The 18,959-nt window shown below is 42.8% G+C and carries 16 protein-coding genes; 4 read left to right on the forward strand and 12 right to left on the reverse strand.

Annotated features, from left to right (window positions below; translation table 11 throughout):
* Positions 1 to 328 precede the first annotated feature (328 nt).
* Positions 329 to 1,027 (forward strand): ABC transporter ATP-binding protein, encoded by a 699-nt coding sequence (locus ACJA3J_RS17370; RefSeq protein WP_406944727.1) that lies wholly within the window; start codon positions 329 to 331, stop codon positions 1,025 to 1,027.
* Positions 1,024 to 2,394, forward strand: a complete 1,371-nt coding sequence (locus tag ACJA3J_RS17375; RefSeq protein ID WP_406944728.1) for an ABC transporter permease — start codon at positions 1,024 to 1,026, stop codon at positions 2,392 to 2,394. The genes ACJA3J_RS17370 and ACJA3J_RS17375 overlap by 4 nt, the downstream gene beginning before the upstream one ends.
* A 213-nt stretch (positions 2,395 to 2,607) precedes the next feature.
* Here the strand turns inward: ACJA3J_RS17375 and ACJA3J_RS17380 are convergent, their stop codons facing one another.
* The 4 genes from ACJA3J_RS17380 to ACJA3J_RS17395 all read right to left on the reverse strand — a co-directional run bounded on the left by ACJA3J_RS17380 (position 2,608) and on the right by ACJA3J_RS17395 (position 7,352).
* Positions 2,608 to 3,645, reverse strand: coding sequence for a LacI family DNA-binding transcriptional regulator (locus ACJA3J_RS17380; protein ID WP_406944729.1), 1,038 nt, complete (start codon positions 3,643 to 3,645; stop codon positions 2,608 to 2,610).
* Positions 3,646 to 3,769: 124 nt separating this feature from the next.
* Positions 3,770 to 4,609, reverse strand: coding sequence for a sugar ABC transporter permease (locus ACJA3J_RS17385; RefSeq protein WP_406944730.1), 840 nt, complete (start codon positions 4,607 to 4,609; stop codon positions 3,770 to 3,772).
* Position 4,610: 1 nt separating this feature from the next.
* Positions 4,611 to 5,960 carry a carbohydrate ABC transporter permease gene (locus ACJA3J_RS17390; protein ID WP_406944731.1) on the reverse strand — a complete coding sequence of 450 codons (1,350 nt, stop codon included), beginning with the start codon at positions 5,958 to 5,960 and terminating at the stop codon, positions 4,611 to 4,613.
* A gap of 90 nt (positions 5,961 to 6,050) precedes the next feature.
* Complete coding sequence (locus tag ACJA3J_RS17395) at positions 6,051 to 7,352, reverse strand: extracellular solute-binding protein (RefSeq protein WP_406944732.1); 1,302 nt, start codon at positions 7,350 to 7,352, stop codon at positions 6,051 to 6,053.
* 262 nt (positions 7,353 to 7,614) lie between these two features.
* Here ACJA3J_RS17395 and ACJA3J_RS17400 point away from each other — a divergent pair, with 262 nt between their 5' ends.
* A complete protein-coding gene (locus tag ACJA3J_RS17400) occupies positions 7,615 to 9,351 on the forward strand; it encodes a glycoside hydrolase family 13 protein (protein WP_406944733.1) in 1,737 nt (578 codons plus the stop codon).
* Positions 9,352 to 9,367: 16 nt separating this feature from the next.
* The gene (locus ACJA3J_RS17405) at positions 9,368 to 10,738 is read left to right on the forward strand and encodes an MATE family efflux transporter (RefSeq protein WP_406944734.1); all 1,371 of its coding nucleotides are present in this window, start codon (positions 9,368 to 9,370) and stop codon (positions 10,736 to 10,738) included.
* Between the two features lie 14 nt (positions 10,739 to 10,752).
* On the opposite strand, the gene ACJA3J_RS17410 is transcribed toward ACJA3J_RS17405, so the two are convergent.
* The 8 genes from ACJA3J_RS17410 to ACJA3J_RS17445 form a co-directional block, all read right to left on the reverse strand.
* On the reverse strand, positions 10,753 to 12,828 hold the full coding sequence (locus ACJA3J_RS17410; protein WP_406944735.1) for an LTA synthase family protein: 2,076 nt from the start codon (positions 12,826 to 12,828) through the stop codon (positions 10,753 to 10,755).
* A gap of 220 nt (positions 12,829 to 13,048) precedes the next feature.
* The gene (locus tag ACJA3J_RS17415) at positions 13,049 to 13,996 is read right to left on the reverse strand and encodes an ArsA family ATPase (RefSeq protein WP_406944736.1); all 948 of its coding nucleotides are present in this window, start codon (positions 13,994 to 13,996) and stop codon (positions 13,049 to 13,051) included.
* 13 nt (positions 13,997 to 14,009) lie between these two features.
* On the reverse strand, positions 14,010 to 14,273 hold the full coding sequence (locus ACJA3J_RS17420; protein ID WP_089651275.1) for a cory-CC-star protein: 264 nt from the start codon (positions 14,271 to 14,273) through the stop codon (positions 14,010 to 14,012).
* Entirely contained in the window at positions 14,252 to 14,617 is a 366-nt protein-coding gene (locus ACJA3J_RS17425) for a hypothetical protein (protein ID WP_406944737.1), read from the reverse strand. The genes ACJA3J_RS17420 and ACJA3J_RS17425 overlap by 22 nt, the downstream gene beginning before the upstream one ends.
* A 59-nt stretch (positions 14,618 to 14,676) precedes the next feature.
* Entirely contained in the window at positions 14,677 to 16,413 is a 1,737-nt protein-coding gene (locus ACJA3J_RS17430; protein ID WP_406944738.1) for a carbon starvation protein A, read from the reverse strand.
* Positions 16,414 to 16,556: 143 nt separating this feature from the next.
* Positions 16,557 to 17,690, reverse strand: a complete 1,134-nt coding sequence (locus tag ACJA3J_RS17435; protein WP_406944739.1) for an acyltransferase — start codon at positions 17,688 to 17,690, stop codon at positions 16,557 to 16,559.
* Between the two features lie 149 nt (positions 17,691 to 17,839).
* Positions 17,840 to 18,199 (reverse strand): gas vesicle accessory protein GvpU, encoded by a 360-nt coding sequence (gene gvpU, locus ACJA3J_RS17440; RefSeq protein WP_406944740.1) that lies wholly within the window; start codon positions 18,197 to 18,199, stop codon positions 17,840 to 17,842.
* 27 nt (positions 18,200 to 18,226) lie between these two features.
* Entirely contained in the window at positions 18,227 to 18,946 is a 720-nt protein-coding gene (locus tag ACJA3J_RS17445; RefSeq protein WP_406944741.1) for a YtxH domain-containing protein, read from the reverse strand.
* Between the last annotated feature and the right edge of the window lie 13 nt (positions 18,947 to 18,959).

Here is an 18,959-nt window from a genome sequence, read left to right on the forward strand (position 1 = left end):
CATGTGACTCTCAATCACATGTTAAATATTGTAAGACCTGGTCTCCCAGATTTCGGATGACCTACTCCATCATGAATTGGGTGAAACATGTGACTCTCAGTCACATGTTAAATATTGTAAGACCTGGCCTCCCAGATTTCGGATGACCTACTCCATCATGAATTGGGTGAAACATGTGACTCTCAGTCACATGTTAAATATTGTAATAAGCAGCCACCAAAACTTGGATGATCAGGTCTTACATTTTTCACCATTAAAAAAGATGAAATGTTTTAGGTGTTTCTTTCGTCTTGTATGTAGAAGGTTTACATGAAGGAGGAAATGACCATTGATTAAAGTGGAGAAGTTGTCTCATTCGTTTTTTGTAGGGAAAAAGAATAATAGACAGGAAGTTTCAGTTTTAAAAGATATCAACCTCGAAGTTGGGAAGGGTGAAATTGTTTCAATCGTAGGCCGGAGCGGTTCTGGTAAATCGACGTTGTTAAATTTAATGAGCGGCTATATTAAACCGACCGAAGGGGATATTTTTATAGCTGGTGAAAGAGTAACAGATTATAAGGAATCTGTTTGGGCGGAGTTTCGTTCAGATCACTTAGGGTTCATTTTCCAAAGCTTTCAGTTGATTCCAAGTATGACTGCCTACCAAAACATTGAACTGCCGCTAGTGATGAAAGGGGTCTCTGAAAAGGAGCGGGAGTCACGAGTCAATGCAATGCTTGATAAAGTCGGGCTGAACGAATTTCGCGAACACTACCCCTCGGAACTAAGCGGCGGACAGCAGCAGCGTGTATCCGTTGCCCGAGCACTCATCGTTCAGCCGCCGATCATTCTAGCAGATGAACCTACAGGCAGCCTGGATCAGGAAACAGAAAAGGAACTGTTGGATTTCATTCAAAAGTTGAATAAAGAAGAAAACATTACGTTTGTTATCATTACTCACGACGAGGAAGTGGCACGTATGGCAGACCGGACCATACGTCTTGAAGATGGCCGGCTGGCAGCTGATCGAGAGGTGGCAGCTCGATGAAGTGGAAAGATCGGTTCAAGTTTATCAGGCAGAATATGAAGAAAAATAAGTCCCGAGTGTTTATGACGATCCTAGCTACATCGATCGGTTGTGCTTTTCTTATTGTCCTTGCGTCCGTCGGTTTTGGCGCCCAAAGGTTTATCGTCAATGACATCATGCAGGACCGCGCGATTACGGAAGTATCGGTTTATGGGAAGCAGTCGATGGAAGAAGGAGAAAGCCCTGAAATTACCAAGGCCGACATTGAAACGTTTCAATCGATGGAAAACGTCAAAGCTGTTTCTCACAAACTTCAGCTGCGGACGGAAGCGGATATTCTCTACGATAACTATTCAGGCGGATCAACAGTTAGCGTTGTAGATTTTCAGGCAGAAGAACAAGCAGGGTTGAACTTATCATCAGGTCGAATGCCTCAGGAAGAAAATGAGGCCTTAATCGGCTACCACCTCCATCAACTTTTATATAAAGAAAAGGACGAAGAAGCAGGGGAGCAAATTTTTGATCAAAATGGTCTTGTAAAAGATGAGTACCAAATGAATGAGGGGTTATTGAATAAAACGATAAAAATTGAAGTGGAGCAGTACAAAAACAAGGAATGGGTGACCGAAACTTTCCCTGTGGAAGTGGTAGGAATTATGGAAGAACCTGCAAGAGACTGGCAGGTGAGTAATGATGTGTTCATATCAGATGCTGTACTGGCAGAGGTGGAAGCTTTTACAGGAACGGCATATGGCGCTACCATCCACCCGGATATGAAAGAAGATGAGGTTGCAACCTTACAATCTGAGAGTCAGGAACGCGTGTATAACGACGTCCAAGTAATTGCCGGGAACATGGAACAGGTGGAGAACCTTTCCCGGCATTTAAAAGATGAAGGCTACCATATTTATTCCGTGACAGAAGAGCTTGATCAGATCAACATTGTCTTTGCTGTCGTTAAAACTGGATTGATTATCGTTGGAACCATTGCATTATTGATTGCTTCAATTGGCATTTACAATACAATGTCCATGGCGGTCACGGAACGGACTCAGGATATCGGCATCATGAAAGCAATTGGAGGACACCCTAAGATGATTCGCAGCATCTTCTTAATGGAAAGTGGCTATATTGGATTGATGGGTGCATTTGTCGGAGTGGTCGTTGCTTATCTGGTAAGTGTAGGAATTAATATGCTGCTTCCTATTGTCATTCAGCAAGTCTTTGATCAAACATTAGAGGAAGCCATTCAGTTGTCCTATATCCCACCCTATTTAGCTTTGATTTGTGTAGCACTTAGTATCGGAGTAGCGATGCTTTCAGGACTCAAACCAGCCAAAAAAGCGACACGGATCGATGTACTAAGAGCTTTAAGAAGAGATGTTTAATAACGGATGCAGCATTCAACTACTGCAAGACCAGGTCATCCAAATATAGGATGACCTGGTCTGTTATTAATTGGTTAAGTATGTGACTCTCAGTCACATGTAAAATTATGTAAGACCTGGTCATACAGATTTCGGATGACCAGGTCTTACATTTTATTACAGCACATTACACCTTTTCACTTTCCACAAAACAAAAAAACCACAGCTGGAAGGTTAGCCTTCGAGCTGTGGTTTGATTTCTTTTGTCGAGGAGCGATATTTGATATCGAAGGGGACGATGATCCGTTTCGCGGGTTCCTCTTTGTTTTTCACTTTTTCGATCAGACATTTGGCCGCCTGACTGCCAAGTCCATGAATATGGATATCGATGGTCGTCAATGGAGGACGTGTAATTTCTGATAAATATACATTGTTGAAACTGACAATCGAGATATCGTCAGGCACGCGCTTCCCGAATTCTTCAAGCATGTTCACAACACCAATACTCATCAGATCATCGGCAATTACAATGCCTGTCGGTGGTTTAGGAAGGGCAAACAACTCATGAACCGCCTGACGACCTCCGGACTTCAAGAACTCTGTATGAATCCGGTACTCATCCAAGTACGGCAATCCAGCCTCTTCAAGAGCCAGCTCATATCCGCGCATACGATCAATGGTTACAATGCGGTCTTCGGAACCACCGATGAATGCAATACATTCGTGTCCAATATCAATCAGGTGATTGGTAATTTCTTTGCCGGCCCGGATATTATCGTTATCCACATGCGTGATTTCATCGACACGTGTCGCCGGTTTACCGACGATAACAAAAGGAAAATTCTGTTCCAGCAAAAATTCCATAATCGGATCATCCACCTGTGAATAAAGAAGGATGATGCCATCTGTTCGATTACTGAACACCATGCGCTTGACGGCCTCAAGCATTTCTTCATCTGTCTCTCCTGTACATAAGAGCATCGAGTAATCAAGCTCATGAGCGACCGCACTGATTCCACGCAAAACCTCTGGGAAGAACGGGTTTTGGAGGGCTTTGTCTGCACTGGAAGGCATGACGACACCGAGCGATTGCGTCGACCGGTTCGCCAGGTTCCTTGCATTGGCATTCGGATGATATCCCATCTCTTTCATGGCTTTTTTTACTCGTTTTTTCGTGGCTGGGCTGATTCTAGGATGATCTGCAATGACACGGGACACGGTTGAAGGAGCTACCCCTGCCGCTTTGGCCACTTCTTTAATGGTTACCGCCATAACTTTCACCTTCTATTTGCATACTATGTCCATTATATCATGAGGACGCTTTCATCTTATCTTTATTAAAAAAGGAGAACCGGAGGGCTGCTCCGCTTCTCCTTCCATACATATGTTTTCAAGGTTATCCCTTCGTCCCCCCTGCTGTCAATCCAGAAACGAAATATTTCTGCAGTGACAAGAAAAGCAAAGAGATAGGAACTGCAATTAATACAGAACCCGCAGCGAACAATGTGAACTCATTTCCGAACTGATCGGCAATCATTTCATAAAGTCCTACCGCAAGTGTGAATTTATCTTCCGAACGTAGCAAGATACGAGCCAGGATAAAGTCTGTGAACGGGGTAATAAAAGTAAACAGGCAAATGACCGCAATCATCGGTTTCGCAAGCGGCATAACGATCTGCCAGAAAATACGCAAGTTCCCTGCACCGTCCATACGAGCGGATTCGTCCAACTCTTTCGGGATGGTATCCAAGTAACCTTTCATCAAGTACGTGTTCATCGGAATCGCTCCACCTGTGTAAACAAGGATCAAGGCAAGGTGGGTATCAAGCAAACCCGTTAAGTTCGCCAGCGCATAGATCGCAATCAAAGCAGCGAAGTTTGGAATCATCTGCAGAATCAAAAAGGTCATCAAACCATTTTTACGACCGACAAAACGGAACCTTGAGAAAGAATAGGCGGTCATACACACGAGCGCAACAGAAAGCAGCATCGTCAGAACACAAATTTTAATCGTATTCCAATACCAGATCAGATAGTCGCTCTGTGCTGGATTGAACAACTCTTTATAGTGTTTCAATGTTGCGTCTTTAGGGATGATTGAGGAGCCTGATAAGCTGTTCCCCGGGTTAAAAGAAGATCCGACAATCCATAGAATCGGGTATAGGATAATCGCGATCATAGCCAAAATCACAATGTACGAAAACGTCAGCTGTAGTACACGGTGTTTATTTTTCATATTACATCATATCCTCTTCTTGGAATGATTTCGTTCTTCTGAACTGCCACAAGGCCACGGTAATGACGATTAAGGAAAGGATCATCGTGATCGCTGCCGCCTTTCCGTATTGGGCAGATGTCATCGTCAAGTTGTAGATCCAGGATATTAAGATATCTGTTCCCCCTGCATTCTGTTCAGGAACAGCCGGACCTCCTCCATTGAAGAGGAAAATAACATTAAAGTTGTTGAAGTTGAACGTATACTGGGTAATCATAATTGGTGCTGTCGCATACAAAACGAGCGGCAGCGTAATGCTTCTGAATTTCTGAAAAATGGAAGCACCATCGACATCTGCTGCTTCATACAGTTCATTCGGAATGGACTGCAAAACACCCGTAACCATAGCAAAAATGAATGGGAATCCAAGCCACGTCTGAATCATGATTAACGCGATTTTCGTGTATGTCGGGTTCGTCAGCCATGGGATATCGCCAAGACCAAAGACAGCCAGGATATCCCGGTTAATGGTACCGAACGTTTCATTGAACATGCCTGCAAAAACAAGAATCGATACGAATGCAGGAACGGCCCAAGGCAAAATGAAAATGGTACGGATCGTCTTTTGGAATATGATCCCTTTCTGGTTCATCAATACAGCAAGGAAAATTCCCAAAGCAATCTGTAACGTTGTCGCCCCGAACGTCCAAATAACCGTCCAGGCAAGGACACTGAAGAAGGTTTCTCTCCAAATAGGGATATTAAAGATATCAATGAAGTTTTGGAAACCTACCCAATCCACTAGATTGGCTGGTGGGGAATGGTATAAATCATAGTTTGTAAAAGATAGCAGGATGACAAATAAAATTGGAAAAATAACCACAAACACAAGCAGTAAAAACCCTGGTGTCATCATTAAGTAAGGAAACCCACTGCCTACGAGGTTTTGATACTGCTGTCTGATCGAGTTGGGTGCTTCGTTAAGGTCTCTTTGTTTTCCCACTTTAAAAGCATCTCTTAAATTGAACGCATAAACACCTAATCCTAGTATCGTAACGATCAACGTCAAGATTCCTTCTACAAGCAGAACGATGGAATGATCATAATTGGGATCGGTTCCAAGCGTAACAAGACCCCAAAATCCGAATTGAAGCAAGTCGGAAAAGGCAATGAAAAAAGAGGCCATTAAAATGAGAAAAGCAGAACCTTTAAAAATCTGTTTATTATAGAATTGGCCAAATCCAGGTAGGGTCGACAGCCCTAAAGCAATCTTTCGGTGGTTCGTCGTTGTTTGCGTCTTTTTCTTCTTTTGATGCTTTGGCTGGCGCTTCTTTTGTTCCTCATCGTTTATCTTCTGTTGACGTTCCCCCATGTTCAATCTCCTTTCTTTCTATCCAACACGTAACCCTTTTTTTTAAAAAACAGAGCCGACCCGACAGACGGGTTCGGCTCTGCCCGATAATTAATTGCCTCCGTGATTGGATTCAATTTGTTGTTCAATCGTACTTTGTGCTTCATTCAGTGCGTCTTCAGGCTCAGACTTACCAGTTGCGACAACTTGCAAGGCCTGTGCCATCGGCTCCCAAACTTCTCCCATTTCAGGGATGTTCGGCATTGGAACCGCACGCTCAGATTGAACAGCTACTGCACGTGCTTTTTCGTTATCCGCAATAATTGGATCTTCAATCAATGTTTTCACTGGAGGAATTTCATTAGTTTCTTCATAACGGATTTTTGCGTTTTCTTCGTTCGTGATCCACTTGATCAACTCTGTCGCCCACTCTTTATTTTCAGAAGCAGAAGACAAATGCCAGCCTTTCACACCAACGAATGTTTGTGGAAATTCACCATTTGGAAGCTTCGGAAGTGGCGCAACACCATAATCAATACCCGCTTCGTTCAATGCCTGATATGCCCATGGTCCGTCCATCATTGCAGCAACATTACCTTCTTGGAAAAGGCCGTCTTTCGCTGATCCGCCGCTTTCACCGATGATTCCGGATGGGAATACTTCCTCATACCATTTCTGGATGTACTGGGCACCTTCAACAGCACCTTCATTACTCAAACCAAGGTCTTGTGGATTCAATGCTCCACCTTCTTCACCGAATACATACCCACCGTAACCAGTCATGATGGAGTTTCCGAAGTAGAAGTTATCCCATAGGGCCAAAAAGCCGTATTGATCACCATTATTGAACTCTTTGGTGAACTCAAACAGTTCATCGAAGTTTTCAGGTACTTCTGTCATATGTTCTTTGTTATAAATGAAAACCGGAGTTTCGGTAGACTTTGGAAGCCCGTAAAGGTTTCCATCGTATGTTTGTGCCTGGATGGAAGCTTCTGTATAAAGATCTGTCACAGAGCCGTCCACTTCAATTGGAGAAAGCAGACCTTCAATGGCGAACTGACCGATTTGGTCATGTGGCAGTGTTAAAACGTCAGGGCCTGTCCCAGCCGGTCCGTCCAGACGAAGCTGTTCTCCCATTTTCGTCGCCATATCCAACTCTTTGAATTCTACTTCAATGCCATGTTCCTCTTCGAAACTAGCAATCGCAGGCTCAAGGCCGACACCTTTTTCTTTATCTTCCCAAACGACCAGCTTTTCAGGTTTTTCAGGCATGCCGTCTTCTGAGGATTCAGAAGATGTATCATCACTACCAGAATCTCCTCCACTCGCTTCCTCTTCACGATCCGGTGCACACGCAGCCAGCATCGCAACCGTAAGAAAAGCGATAAACAATAAGCTCAACCACTTTTTCATACTTAACTCCCCCTAATAGTTTCCTAATGGATATGTAACGCAATCCAGTGAAACCGATTGCACACATCTTGATTCTAATTATACAAACTAAAAATAGATTTGCAAGCGTTTTCTTATAAAATATTAAAATTATGTTTCACTATCTATAACAGTACGTTACCGCTTTCACATTATCATTGACTTCCCTTTCTATATTCTATAGTTTTATTTAGTAGATACGTATAATGATGTGCAAACGATTGTTCAGAAAGGATGACTATTGATGTTAAAAGAAGCCGTGTATCACAGACCGAAGAATAACTATGCTTACGCGTATGATGAGAAGACCATTCATATTCGTTTACGAACCAAAAAAGAGGATATCGATGCGGTACAGATCGTTCACGGAGATCCTTACAACTGGGCGGATGGACATTGGCAGACGGAACAAAACCCAATGCGAAAATCCGGCTCTGACGAACTTTTCGACTATTGGTTTGCAACCTTAGAGCCCCCCTTCCGCAGACTGCGATACTCCTTTTTACTGCAGGATGGAGAAGAACAAACGGTTTTCACCGAAAAAGGATTTTATGATGAGGTGCCATTAGATGATACGGCCTACCACTTCTGCTTCCCGTTCCTGAACAGCATCGATGTTTTTCAGGCGCCGGAGTGGGTGAAGGATACGGTATGGTATCAAATTTTCCCTGAACGGTTTGCCAATGGAGATTCATCCCTTGATCCTGAAGGGACTTTACCATGGGGTAGTAAAGAACCAACACCAACCAACTTTTTTGGAGGTGACTTTCAAGGGGTGATCAACCACCTCGATCACTTAGAAAAGTTGGGGATTAGCGGCATCTACTTCACGCCGATTTTTAAGGCTCATTCCAACCATAAATATGACACAATCGACTATATGGAAATCGATCCACAATTCGGTGATAAAGAAACCTTCCGCAAGCTCGTGAAAGAATGTCATAAACGTGGCATTCGGGTCATGTTGGATGCCGTTTTTAATCATAGCGGTTACTACTTCGAACCTTTTCAGGATGTATTGAAAAATGGAATCGATTCTGAATATGCAGACTGGTTCCATTTAAGAGAAAACAAAGTCGTCACAGAGCCTGTCCCGAACTACGATGCTTTCGCTTATGTGTCCAGCATGCCAAAGCTCAATACAGAGAACCCTGAGGTCAAAAATTATCTTCTGAAAGTCGCACGCTATTGGATCGAAGAGTTTGATATCGACGGATGGCGTCTGGATGTAGCGAATGAAGTGGATCATGCCTTCTGGAGAGAGTTCCGCCAAACCGTTAAAGAAACAAAGGCGGATGCCTATATCCTCGGTGAAATTTGGCATGACTCGATGCCATGGCTCCAGGGCGACCAATTCGATGCTGTGATGAATTACCCGTTCACAAATGCGGTCATCGACTTTTTTGCTAAGAAAAATATATCACTGGAACAATTCAAGAATCAGTTGTCCCATGTGCAGCATATGTATCCTGTATCAGTCAATGAAGTCGCGTTCAACCTCCTGGACAGCCACGATACTCCGAGAGTTCTGACCTATGCGGATGGAGATAAACGTGCCGCCAAATTGATGTACCTTTTCCAGCTTTCTTATGAAGGGACCCCTTGTATTTATTACGGAGATGAAATCGGCATGACAGGCGGGGGAGATCCCGGCTGCCGAAAATGTATGGTTTGGGAGGAAGAAAAACAAGATCAGGAATTGTTTTCCTTTATACAAAAGCTGATCAGCCTTCGTAAATCAGAGCCAGCGTTTGGAAATCAAGGCCGATTCTCATTCGCCGATTACGGGGAGCAGGTCCTTGCCTATGAGAAAAAGTCAGACGAGCAGTCCCTGCTATTCTTGATCAACCTTACATCCGATTCCATTTCTATTGAAGATGCTTCACCATCGAAAATAGTGGATGGTGATCAAAACTCTACGGTAAAAGGGGAAAAAGCTACCGTAAGTCCATCAGGATATTTAATTTTGGAGAAAAAGTAAGTAGAGGAGTCTTTCCATGACTCAAGCTAAAAAACTAACGTTGTTCGCCCTCACATGGCCGATTTTCATTGAAGTTCTGCTTCACATGTTGATGGGTAACGCCGATACACTCATGCTCAGTCAGTACTCCGACGATGCCGTTGCGGCCGTCGGAGTTTCCAATCAAATCCTTTCCGTTGTCATCGTCATGTTCGGATTCGTTGCGACGGGGGCAGCGATTTTAGTCGCACAAAACCTCGGGGCTGAACAAAAGAAAGAGGCAGGAAGCATATCCGTCACATCACTCAGTGTCAACTTATGGTTTTCGCTCCTTCTTAGCTTCGGGCTCTTTGTGTTCAGCGAACAAATCCTGAATGTCATGGATTTGCCGGTTTCTCTCATGCGAGACGCCACGGACTATATGAACATTGTCGGCGGACTGATTTTTGTCCAGGCGATGCTGATGACGATCGGAGCGCTTTTAAGAAGCTATGGGCACACGAAAGATCCCATGTATGTCACGATCGGCATGAACATTCTGAACGTCATCGGCAACTACTTTGTTATTTTCGGTCCGTTCGGTTTTCCCGTCTTTGGAGTTGAAGGTGTCGCTTATGTGACAGCAATTTCGAGAGCTTTCGGCTTTTTCATTCTCCTATTATTGCTCATCAAACGTGTGTCCGGGGATCTGCCCTGGCGCTCTTTTTACCACTATGAAAAAGAGCACATTAAAAATCTACTCCATATCGGTGTCCCGTCTGCCGGAGAGCAGCTTTCCTACAATGCGAGTCAGATGGCCATCACCTATTTCGTAGCTCAAATGGGAGCAACAGCGATTACGACGAAAGTCTATGCCCAAAACCTGATGATGTTCATTTTTCTATGCTCCATCGCCATTGGGCAAGGTACGCAAATATTGATCGGTCATCATATAGGCGCAAAAGAAACGGAGAAAGCTTACCGGCAATGTATTCGGAGCTTACAGTTAGCCATTGTTATCTCTTTATCCGTTGCCGTTGTTTTCTATTTTTCCAGCGACTTTTTGCTGGGACTCTTTACTGATGATCAAACCATTTTAGCCACGGGAGGAACCTTATTACTGTTGACGGTTCTACTGGAGCCGGGGCGTGCCTTCAACCTCGTAGTCATCAATTCGCTAAGAGCCGCCGGCGACGTGCGTTTCCCAGTCATTGTCGGAATCCTATCGATGTGGGGAGTTCAGGTGACCATCGCCTGGATATTCGGTCTTCATTTTGCTTATGGACTGATCGGCATCTGGATCGGCTTCATCGTGGATGAATGGCTGCGTGGTGTCCTTATGCTGCGAAGATGGAAATCGAGAATATGGCTGAAGAAATCTTTTGTCACTCAAAATGAAAAAGCGCACAGTCATGCGAATACAAGCTGACTGGGCGCTTTATTCTATTCAATTTGATACAGCTGGTCAATCACATGTTGATTACCTGTTAATACGTCATATTGGAAGTGATGATAATCTTCCAGATACTCTTGAGCAGATGGAGATAATTCTTCCTCCGATTTTACAGAGTCCTCATTACTTTTAAGGAAAATCTGGTTTCTAAAGGCAGGAATTTCTCCTTTCATATCTTGCATAAAATCATAAAAAGGATGTGTTTTTAGACCCAGCTCATTAGATAAGAATGACCCTAGATATATAGGACTCATAACACCAACATCTTCATTAATATCCGCTTCATAGTTTGATAAGAACAATAAGGGAGTTTGATAGAAATCAGGATTGGTTTGCTGATCTTGCTCATCTCCATATCCCGTTTCTTTATAGGCTTGCAAGTTTGCACCAAGTGATGGAAGATGATCACCGAAAAATACAATTACGGTCGGTTCATCAAGAGCTTGGATTTTCTCATAGAGCCACTGGAAAGTTTGGTCAGAACGTTTAATCCCTTCTGCATAAACTTCCAGTCGAGTTTTAGACTCATCGGAAAGTCCCTCTCCTTGAACAGAAATCGAGCTGCCTCCCTCATATTTATCTGCATCATAAGGGAGATGATTGGCAATCGTCACCGCATGGATGAAAGAAGGGTCCTCCTCATTTTCTATCGTGTCTAACAATTCCTTTGCTACAGATTCATCCGAAACAAACTGCTTATTATCTTTAGCTGTGTAAGTCATGTCCTCAATGAATTTGGATGTGTTAAACCCTAAATTAGGGTAAACATTGTCACGCCTATACAAATTGCCTCCATTAGGGTGAATGGCTTCGGTATAATACCCATGTTTATTCAAGAATGAAACGAAGGACGGATAAGACTTGTTAGATAAGAGATTATTAAAAGGATTTCCTCCTGGATTAATATAATTCATTGAAAAGCTTGTGAGGGCCTCGAACTCTACATTCGCTGTTTCCCCTCCAAATGAAGGACTGAACAAATGACCAGAAGGGTTCTCTTTCATAAGTGACCGAATATTTGGTAATGGATCTTCAGAAAATTGAACGTCCAAATTCGTAGGGTCCCAGAAAGTCTCATTCATGAAAAAGATGATATTTGGCTTGATCTCCGTATCTTTTGTTTGTTTTTCTTCAAACACTTCATCTGCCTGGACCATCGAAGCCTCCACTGCCCGCTCACTATATGAATCAGGTTTTTCAACCACATCAAATTTCAAATTTGAAATCATCCCTAGGACAGGGCCATTATAATAATAGTTATTTTGCTGGTTCCAAGGCATAATAGAGGCATATTCCTGATAGTAGGAAGCCGTAAAACGTCCTTCATAATTGAAAAAGGAAAAGACGAGATAAACAATGGGAACCACTAAAACTACCCTGGTCTTCCAACCTAACTTGAATTTCGGAATCTTCCACCAAACGGCACTTGCAAGGATAAGAGAAGCGGTGAGAACAAGTATGATGGGCAGCGAAAAGGCCCCTGAAATCATCGGAAGAACTTCAGTCAGTTGTCCGATTTGAACAAAATCATATGGAAACAGGGGTTCATTCCTAAATTCTTTTTTATAATAGTTAGCCAAAGCCACTAAATAAAATACAATGAGAGATAAAGTAGAAGCGATATAAGCTTCCCCAATTAAGAGAATAAAAGCAAAAGTGATCAGGCTAAGCAGGAAAGCAGTGAACAGAAATCTATCGGGGTACTGTTGAAACCACTCGGTAGTCTTTCCGATTTGATCGATACCGAGATGATAAGCAATAAAAAGAAAGGCACTGACCAACCCTACATAAACACTCATGATAAGAGAAGTGAATATCTTATAAATTTTAGATTCATAGAGAACTTGCATCCATTCTTTTTTATGTAGGTAATACACCACCCCAGTCCAAGTCGCCAATGTTAAGAGCAGGACCAACATAGATAGAGCCCCGGTATGGATTTGGGCCCAGTCAATGACGGCATTGAAATTACCTGAAACTACCCCACCAACCAAACCATATAAACTGGAATAAAATATAAAACTAATCAATAAAATCGGAATTCCTTTAGAAAAATGACTAACCATTAAAAGACCTCCAATTATTTATCAAAAATATTACAATTATTAACCTATTGTATATTATTGTAAAGTTTATGTAAATTTTAAACACTACTCATATATCCGAACACAGAACTCAACAAACTGACCAAAACTAAAAAGGTGTACCAGGTCATCCAATTTATGGATGACCTGGTACACCTTTTTATTCCAGTGAAAAAACCAGAGAGCGAGGCCTCCCTGGTTTCTATGAATGTATAAAAGACTTTAATAACTCTTCCGAAAACGTGTTTAACTTCTCCATATTTGAAACGTCTTCTTCATATAAAGGGACTTTAAGTAATTGCTGGCTAGAAAAAGTTTGATCGATTTCGTTTAAATAAACCTTCTCCTGCTTTCTTCTTTTTTCTAGAAACGTGCCGTCTGCATGATCAGGCAACACTTTATTAACAATGAGGGTCTTCACAATCAAGTCATGCTGTTGCAATTTACGAATCGCCTGTTTTGTTTCAAGTATGGGAAGGCGCTCTGGTATTAAAACAAATACAAACCCAGTCTGAACAGGATCAAGAATCACTTTCCTTACTGCAGCAAACTTCTCTTTCCTACGCTGCAACACATCGTAAATCGGATCGTCGACAGGATCGCCGTCATTCAACAGCTGTGTGTAATTGTCATTGATTTTCTTCCTACGTTCGAGCATTCCGTCAATCCAAACACTCATTAGTTCCGGCAACGTCAGTAGGCGAATCGTGTGTCCTGTCGGTGCCGTATCAAACACGATTTTGTCAAAGTGCTCGGATTCTTCCAGAATAATCGAGATGAGACGGTCGAATAAGGCGGCTTCATCCGCACCCGGAGAAGCACTCGCCATATCGATCTGCCTATGAACCTCTTCGACCATTTTCGATTTCACAAGGCCTTCCAAATTATCTTTCACACCTGCAATGTACCGCTTAGATTCATGAAAGGGATCGATTTCAATCCCCCAGAGATTCTCCATCAGTGCCGTCTTCTCATGATTGACTTTTTCATGAAAAATATCTCCAAGGTTATGGGCAGGATCTGTAGATACGACAAGGGTTCGATGCCCCTCTTTCGCAAACGCAACAGCAAGTGCAGCGGAGGATGTTGACTTCCCTACTCCTCCTTTTCCACCCACGAAAATAACTTTATTCTTATGCAAACCTTCCATGCTACTTCCTCCTCTAACAACAACGAATGCCATCGAGTGGAGACTTTTCCATCCCCATCCGCAAGTGCCAATCGTGGAACTTTTCAATGATGTGCGGGTATAACTCTAACGTATAATAAAAAGCCGGATTCGGTATCCCTAACATATCTGAATACACAAGAAGTAAAAAGAGGTCGTCCTCATCCCTCAGCTCCCTGGCAATCTCCTGTTTGTGAGGGAGGCTTAACACTTCATCATAAAACTCAAATAACCGCTTTAACGAAAACTTCTTCTCCATGCCTCTCCCTCCTTATTTTCTATCCATCTACCATTAATGAACATGCTATTGTAACGCATTCGAAAGAGAACCGATCGAAATGCATTTCCAATGGATATATTTCCTCTCTTTAGGTGCTTGATAAAATAAAGGAGAATGGCCACGAGATTTCGCGGATCTACATAATCCACCTGGACCCCTTCCCCCTCATTATCTCTGTACCACTCACCTAGTTTCTCACGGTCCTGGTCGTGGTGCTTAAACTCTTCTTTCATGTTAATGAAGCCATCGTCATCGCTGCATATTCCTCCACAGCATCCCATGCCAATTTCTTTCTCAGGGCGAATGATCATGATTTCTTTCATGGTGTCGATGCTCCTTTCAAGGAAAAAGAAAGCCGACAAACGCCGGCTTCCTTTATTAATTACGCACTTTTCTCAATGGAATCGTCACGATTCACTGCAATCGCAGAAAACGCTGTAATGAGGATCCAGAAAGTAAACACAAGAATGATCGCGCCGAAAGTAAACAGCATCCAATCGCTTCCTTCATTCCATGGCGCCCACTCAGTCACCACCTGATCAATCATGGCCCACAACGTCATAAACATGAGGAAGACCATCGGAATGATCGTCGGCAGATAGTTTCGTCCTTGACGTTTCAACCAAATGGAAACGAGTAACAGACTAATACCTGCCAGGAGCTGGTTCGAGGTCCCGAATAAAGGCCAAAGTAAGTATCCACCAGAACCGAACCCTTTAGGACCTTGAGGAATTAAAGTCAACGCAGCACTGGATACAACCGCAACCGTTGTTGCCACATGGGTTTTCGTCAATGGCGTCACTTTATATTCCGTTCCCAGTTCTGCAATGATATAACGCATCAAACGGACAGAAGAGTCCAACGTCGTTGCGGCAAAACTGACGACGATGACAGAAACGATCGTTGCTGCGACAGATGCAGGAATACCAAGCCCAGAAGCAAGCTGTCCTGCACCCTGGATAAAGACGCCAAGTCCCGCACCACTCGCCGCTGTAAATCCGCTATACGTCGCTGTAAATTCACCTGCTGTTGGGAAAAAAGTGACAACAGCGATAATCGCAACAAGAGCCAAAGCCCCTTCACCGACAGAGCCTAAATAACCGACAAAACGCGCGTCTGTTTCTTTATTCAACTGTTTCGAAGATGTTCCCGATGATACGAGACCGTGGAAACCGGAAATCGCTCCACAGGCAATCGTAATGAACAATAGCGGGAACCAGGATGTATCCGCAGAAGCGTTTGTCACGGGTGCCGTAATTTCAGGGTTTGTGAAAAGCAGTCCCAAATACAAAAGACCAAGTCCAACAATCAATTGGTGAGAGTTGATATAGTCTCTTGGCTGCAACAGCTTCCAAACCGGCAAGGTGGAGGCGATATACACGTACACCATCAACACGACAATCCATACGAAAAAGGCCATGGACGTCGCATTCAAACCAAATATTGTTGAAGCGCCTTCGCCACCGAAATAGCGGACAAGGTCGATTTGCAAAGCAGGTACATAGCTAGCCACAATCGCCGCTAGGTACATGACCGCAAGCGCTACAATGGATGGAAGCAACATGTTCCCCTGCTTTTTATATACACTGTAACCGATCCAGATGGCCAGTGGTATTTGAATGAAAACAGAAAGTACGCTTGCCGGGAATGAAATGAATAGATTCGCAATGACCCAGGCGAAGACAGCGTTCACCATTAGAACAAGCAGTAAAATAATAAATAAAAACAGCACTTTCGCTTTTTGACCGATCAACTTACTGGCAAGCGTACCGATGGATTGTCCTTTATTTCTCACCGACAAAACAAGTGTACCGAAATCATGGACCCCGGCAGCAAAAACGGTTCCTAACAATACCCAAAGCACGGCCGGCAGCCAGCCCCAATACACAGCAATCGCCGGTCCAACAATCGGCGCCGCCCCTGCGACGGAAGTGAAGTGGTGTCCCCACAATACGAATTTATTCGTCGGGACAAAATCGACACCATCCTTATACTGATGGGCGGGGGTGACATAGTTCGGATCGAGACGATAGATTTTTTCGGCGATAAACTTCGAATAATACCGATAACCTAGAAAAAAGATGAGACCTCCAACAACAGCTAACCATATCCCACTCACAAAAACCCTCCTCAATCTACAAAAGTATGTATGCGTTTACATTTAAATGTATTATATATTACTTTCCTTTCTGAATTCAATGCGATATACAGATTTTTCTGAAAATAATAGAAATAAAAAAGAGAGAAGCTCTTGCTTCCCTCTTACTGAACGGATGTCTTTGCTTCTTCATACCTGTTAACAGAACGTGTAATCCCTAGAAAGGCGGGCTTCCCTTTGGGTAACTTACCGAAAAGCAAACTGGAAAAAGGCAAATAACGATGAGTAAACCAAATAATGAGATAACAGAAGAACAATGTTAGCACAAATCTACCAAAGATTCCCGCATGAAACCAGTAGTTCTCCGGCGTGGGGATCACTTGTGCAACTATTTTTAAAACGATAGGATGCAAGAGATAGAATCCGAAAGAGTAAACCGCTATATTTTTGACATAGGGCAGAATTGGCCACCACTTACGCGAGACAATCTCCATCAAACGAAACATCAAGTAGCTTCCCGCCATCATATATACCAAATTCACAACCAAATAAGTCCAACCTGGTAAATAGAAAGATGAAACCGTATAAAGATGGTAATAGAGTCGAACGGTTGCTACCCCGGCTAAAGCCGTCACGCCTATCCATAGAATCGTAGATTTATTAAAAACCTTTTGTTTTTGAACTTTAACGTTCATTCCAATCCAGGCCCCTAACAAATAAGGTCCCATACTGCTTAAAAAGAAGCTGAAAGGAATCAACTGATATTTTTGATTTAAAAAATAGTAACCTATTTCTATTCCCATTCCAAAAAGCCATAAATACTTTCTAAAGAACGTGAATTTCTTTACTGCAAATAGAATCACAGGGAAAAAGAGATAGAACTGTACAATCAAAAAAATAAAGTGGAGCTGATAATAAGACTCCCCTTTTAAAATACGCATCGTTATTTCACTAACATTAAAAGTAACAGCGCCAATATATACGGAGAAAGCTTCATAGAATAAAGCCCAAATGAGGTAAGGGACAACAATATATAAAGCCCTTTTTTTATAGAAAGACTTCAATTCCTTTCCATCCATTTTTTGATCCATATATTTATAAAAGAACACCATAGCCGTAATCATAATAAAGATTCCGGCTTCCAATCGAATGATTCTATTTAGGAAATGATATTTTTCGAAAGCATCCCCGTCTGCTGGTAAAATGGAAGCATAGGTTCCGGTGACGTGAACCAGAACTACCATGACCATGGCAAAGAGTCGCAACAGAAAGATCGACTCAATTTTTTCTCTAGCCATTTTCTTCATCCTCTTTTGAAGTGATATTTAAGCTCACGTCATCTTACCATGGCCCCGCTCCAAATTCAATGTTGTTTTCTATTCAATCAGCCACCATTTCAACTTGAACATCATCCAGATTCAGCGTAGATATACTAGGTTTTAAACATTTATCTTGCATCAATCTTACCAAGAAAAAAGCCATCCACTTCATCAAGCTTTCCACGCCAGTAAAAACTTCCTTCAGAAGGCGTGGGCTTGGAGTCCCCATTGTACACTTGCGCTTCTTCTAAATGGATATAGCTGATTTCCTCATGCGCATAGTTGACCTCACTAGCACGCGACAATTTCTCACTCAGTTCCTGAGAAATTTCATTTCCATTTTCAAACGTCCGGCTCAGCGATTGCATATATTTCTTCGCAGATACGGTCGTTCCTGTAACCAAAGCACCATTGACGTTCAATGTAAGATCAAGGGAAAAATCTCCCTGGTTCGCCGCTTTTACGAAGTTTCGTAGAATATTATCCATTTATCTTCTTCCCTTCTATAGTCATTTTTACTTTGTGGTATCGTCATTAACGGTTAATGTCGTCTTCCCTGTCTTCACTGTTTCTTGATTTTCATCTTCTTCATTGTTCACTGGTTCTTCACTATTTTGTTCAACATCATTTTCTTCGTTGTTCACTGGTTCCTCACTTTTTTGTTCCGCATCATCTTCTTCGTTGTTCACTGGTTCCTCACTTTTTTGTTCCGCATCATCTTCTTCATTGGCCACTTGTTCTTCATTTTCCTGTTCCCCATCATCATTCTCAGATCTTTCACCTTCCATTTCCTCATGGTTTTCTTCCTCATTGGCTTCATTAACCATTTCTTCATCCTCAGCCTGATTGGTTTCCTCCGTAGCAGCCGCTTCATCAGGTGATTCCAGTTGTTTTTGAGAAAGGTCCGCACCATTCAGGGAACGTGTTTCTTCTTTTTCTTCCTTCTCATCAGAACCGCTTTTCACTTTGTCTTTCACACGATTTACCATTTCACTCGTTTTATCCTTCGTTTGGTTTTTCAAATCCTTCAGCTGCCCACCGGCTTTTTCTGCTTTTTCCTTCATACTCCCTTTTTGTTCTTCTGCGCGATTCGGTTTTAGGAAATATCCTGCCGCTGCACCAAGAACTCCGCCTACAATGGCTTTGGTCACGCGATGACTGCTTTTACTTTCCGTTTCCTGCTGGTTGTTCTCTTCATTCGTCGGGTTGGTCAACTGTGTTTTAGATTCGCTCATGGTCCATCTCTCC

The organism is Halobacillus sp. SY10 (genome assembly GCF_045401165.1).
In the GTDB taxonomy this organism is placed as follows: domain Bacteria; phylum Bacillota; class Bacilli; order Bacillales; family Halobacillaceae; genus Halobacillus; species Halobacillus aidingensis.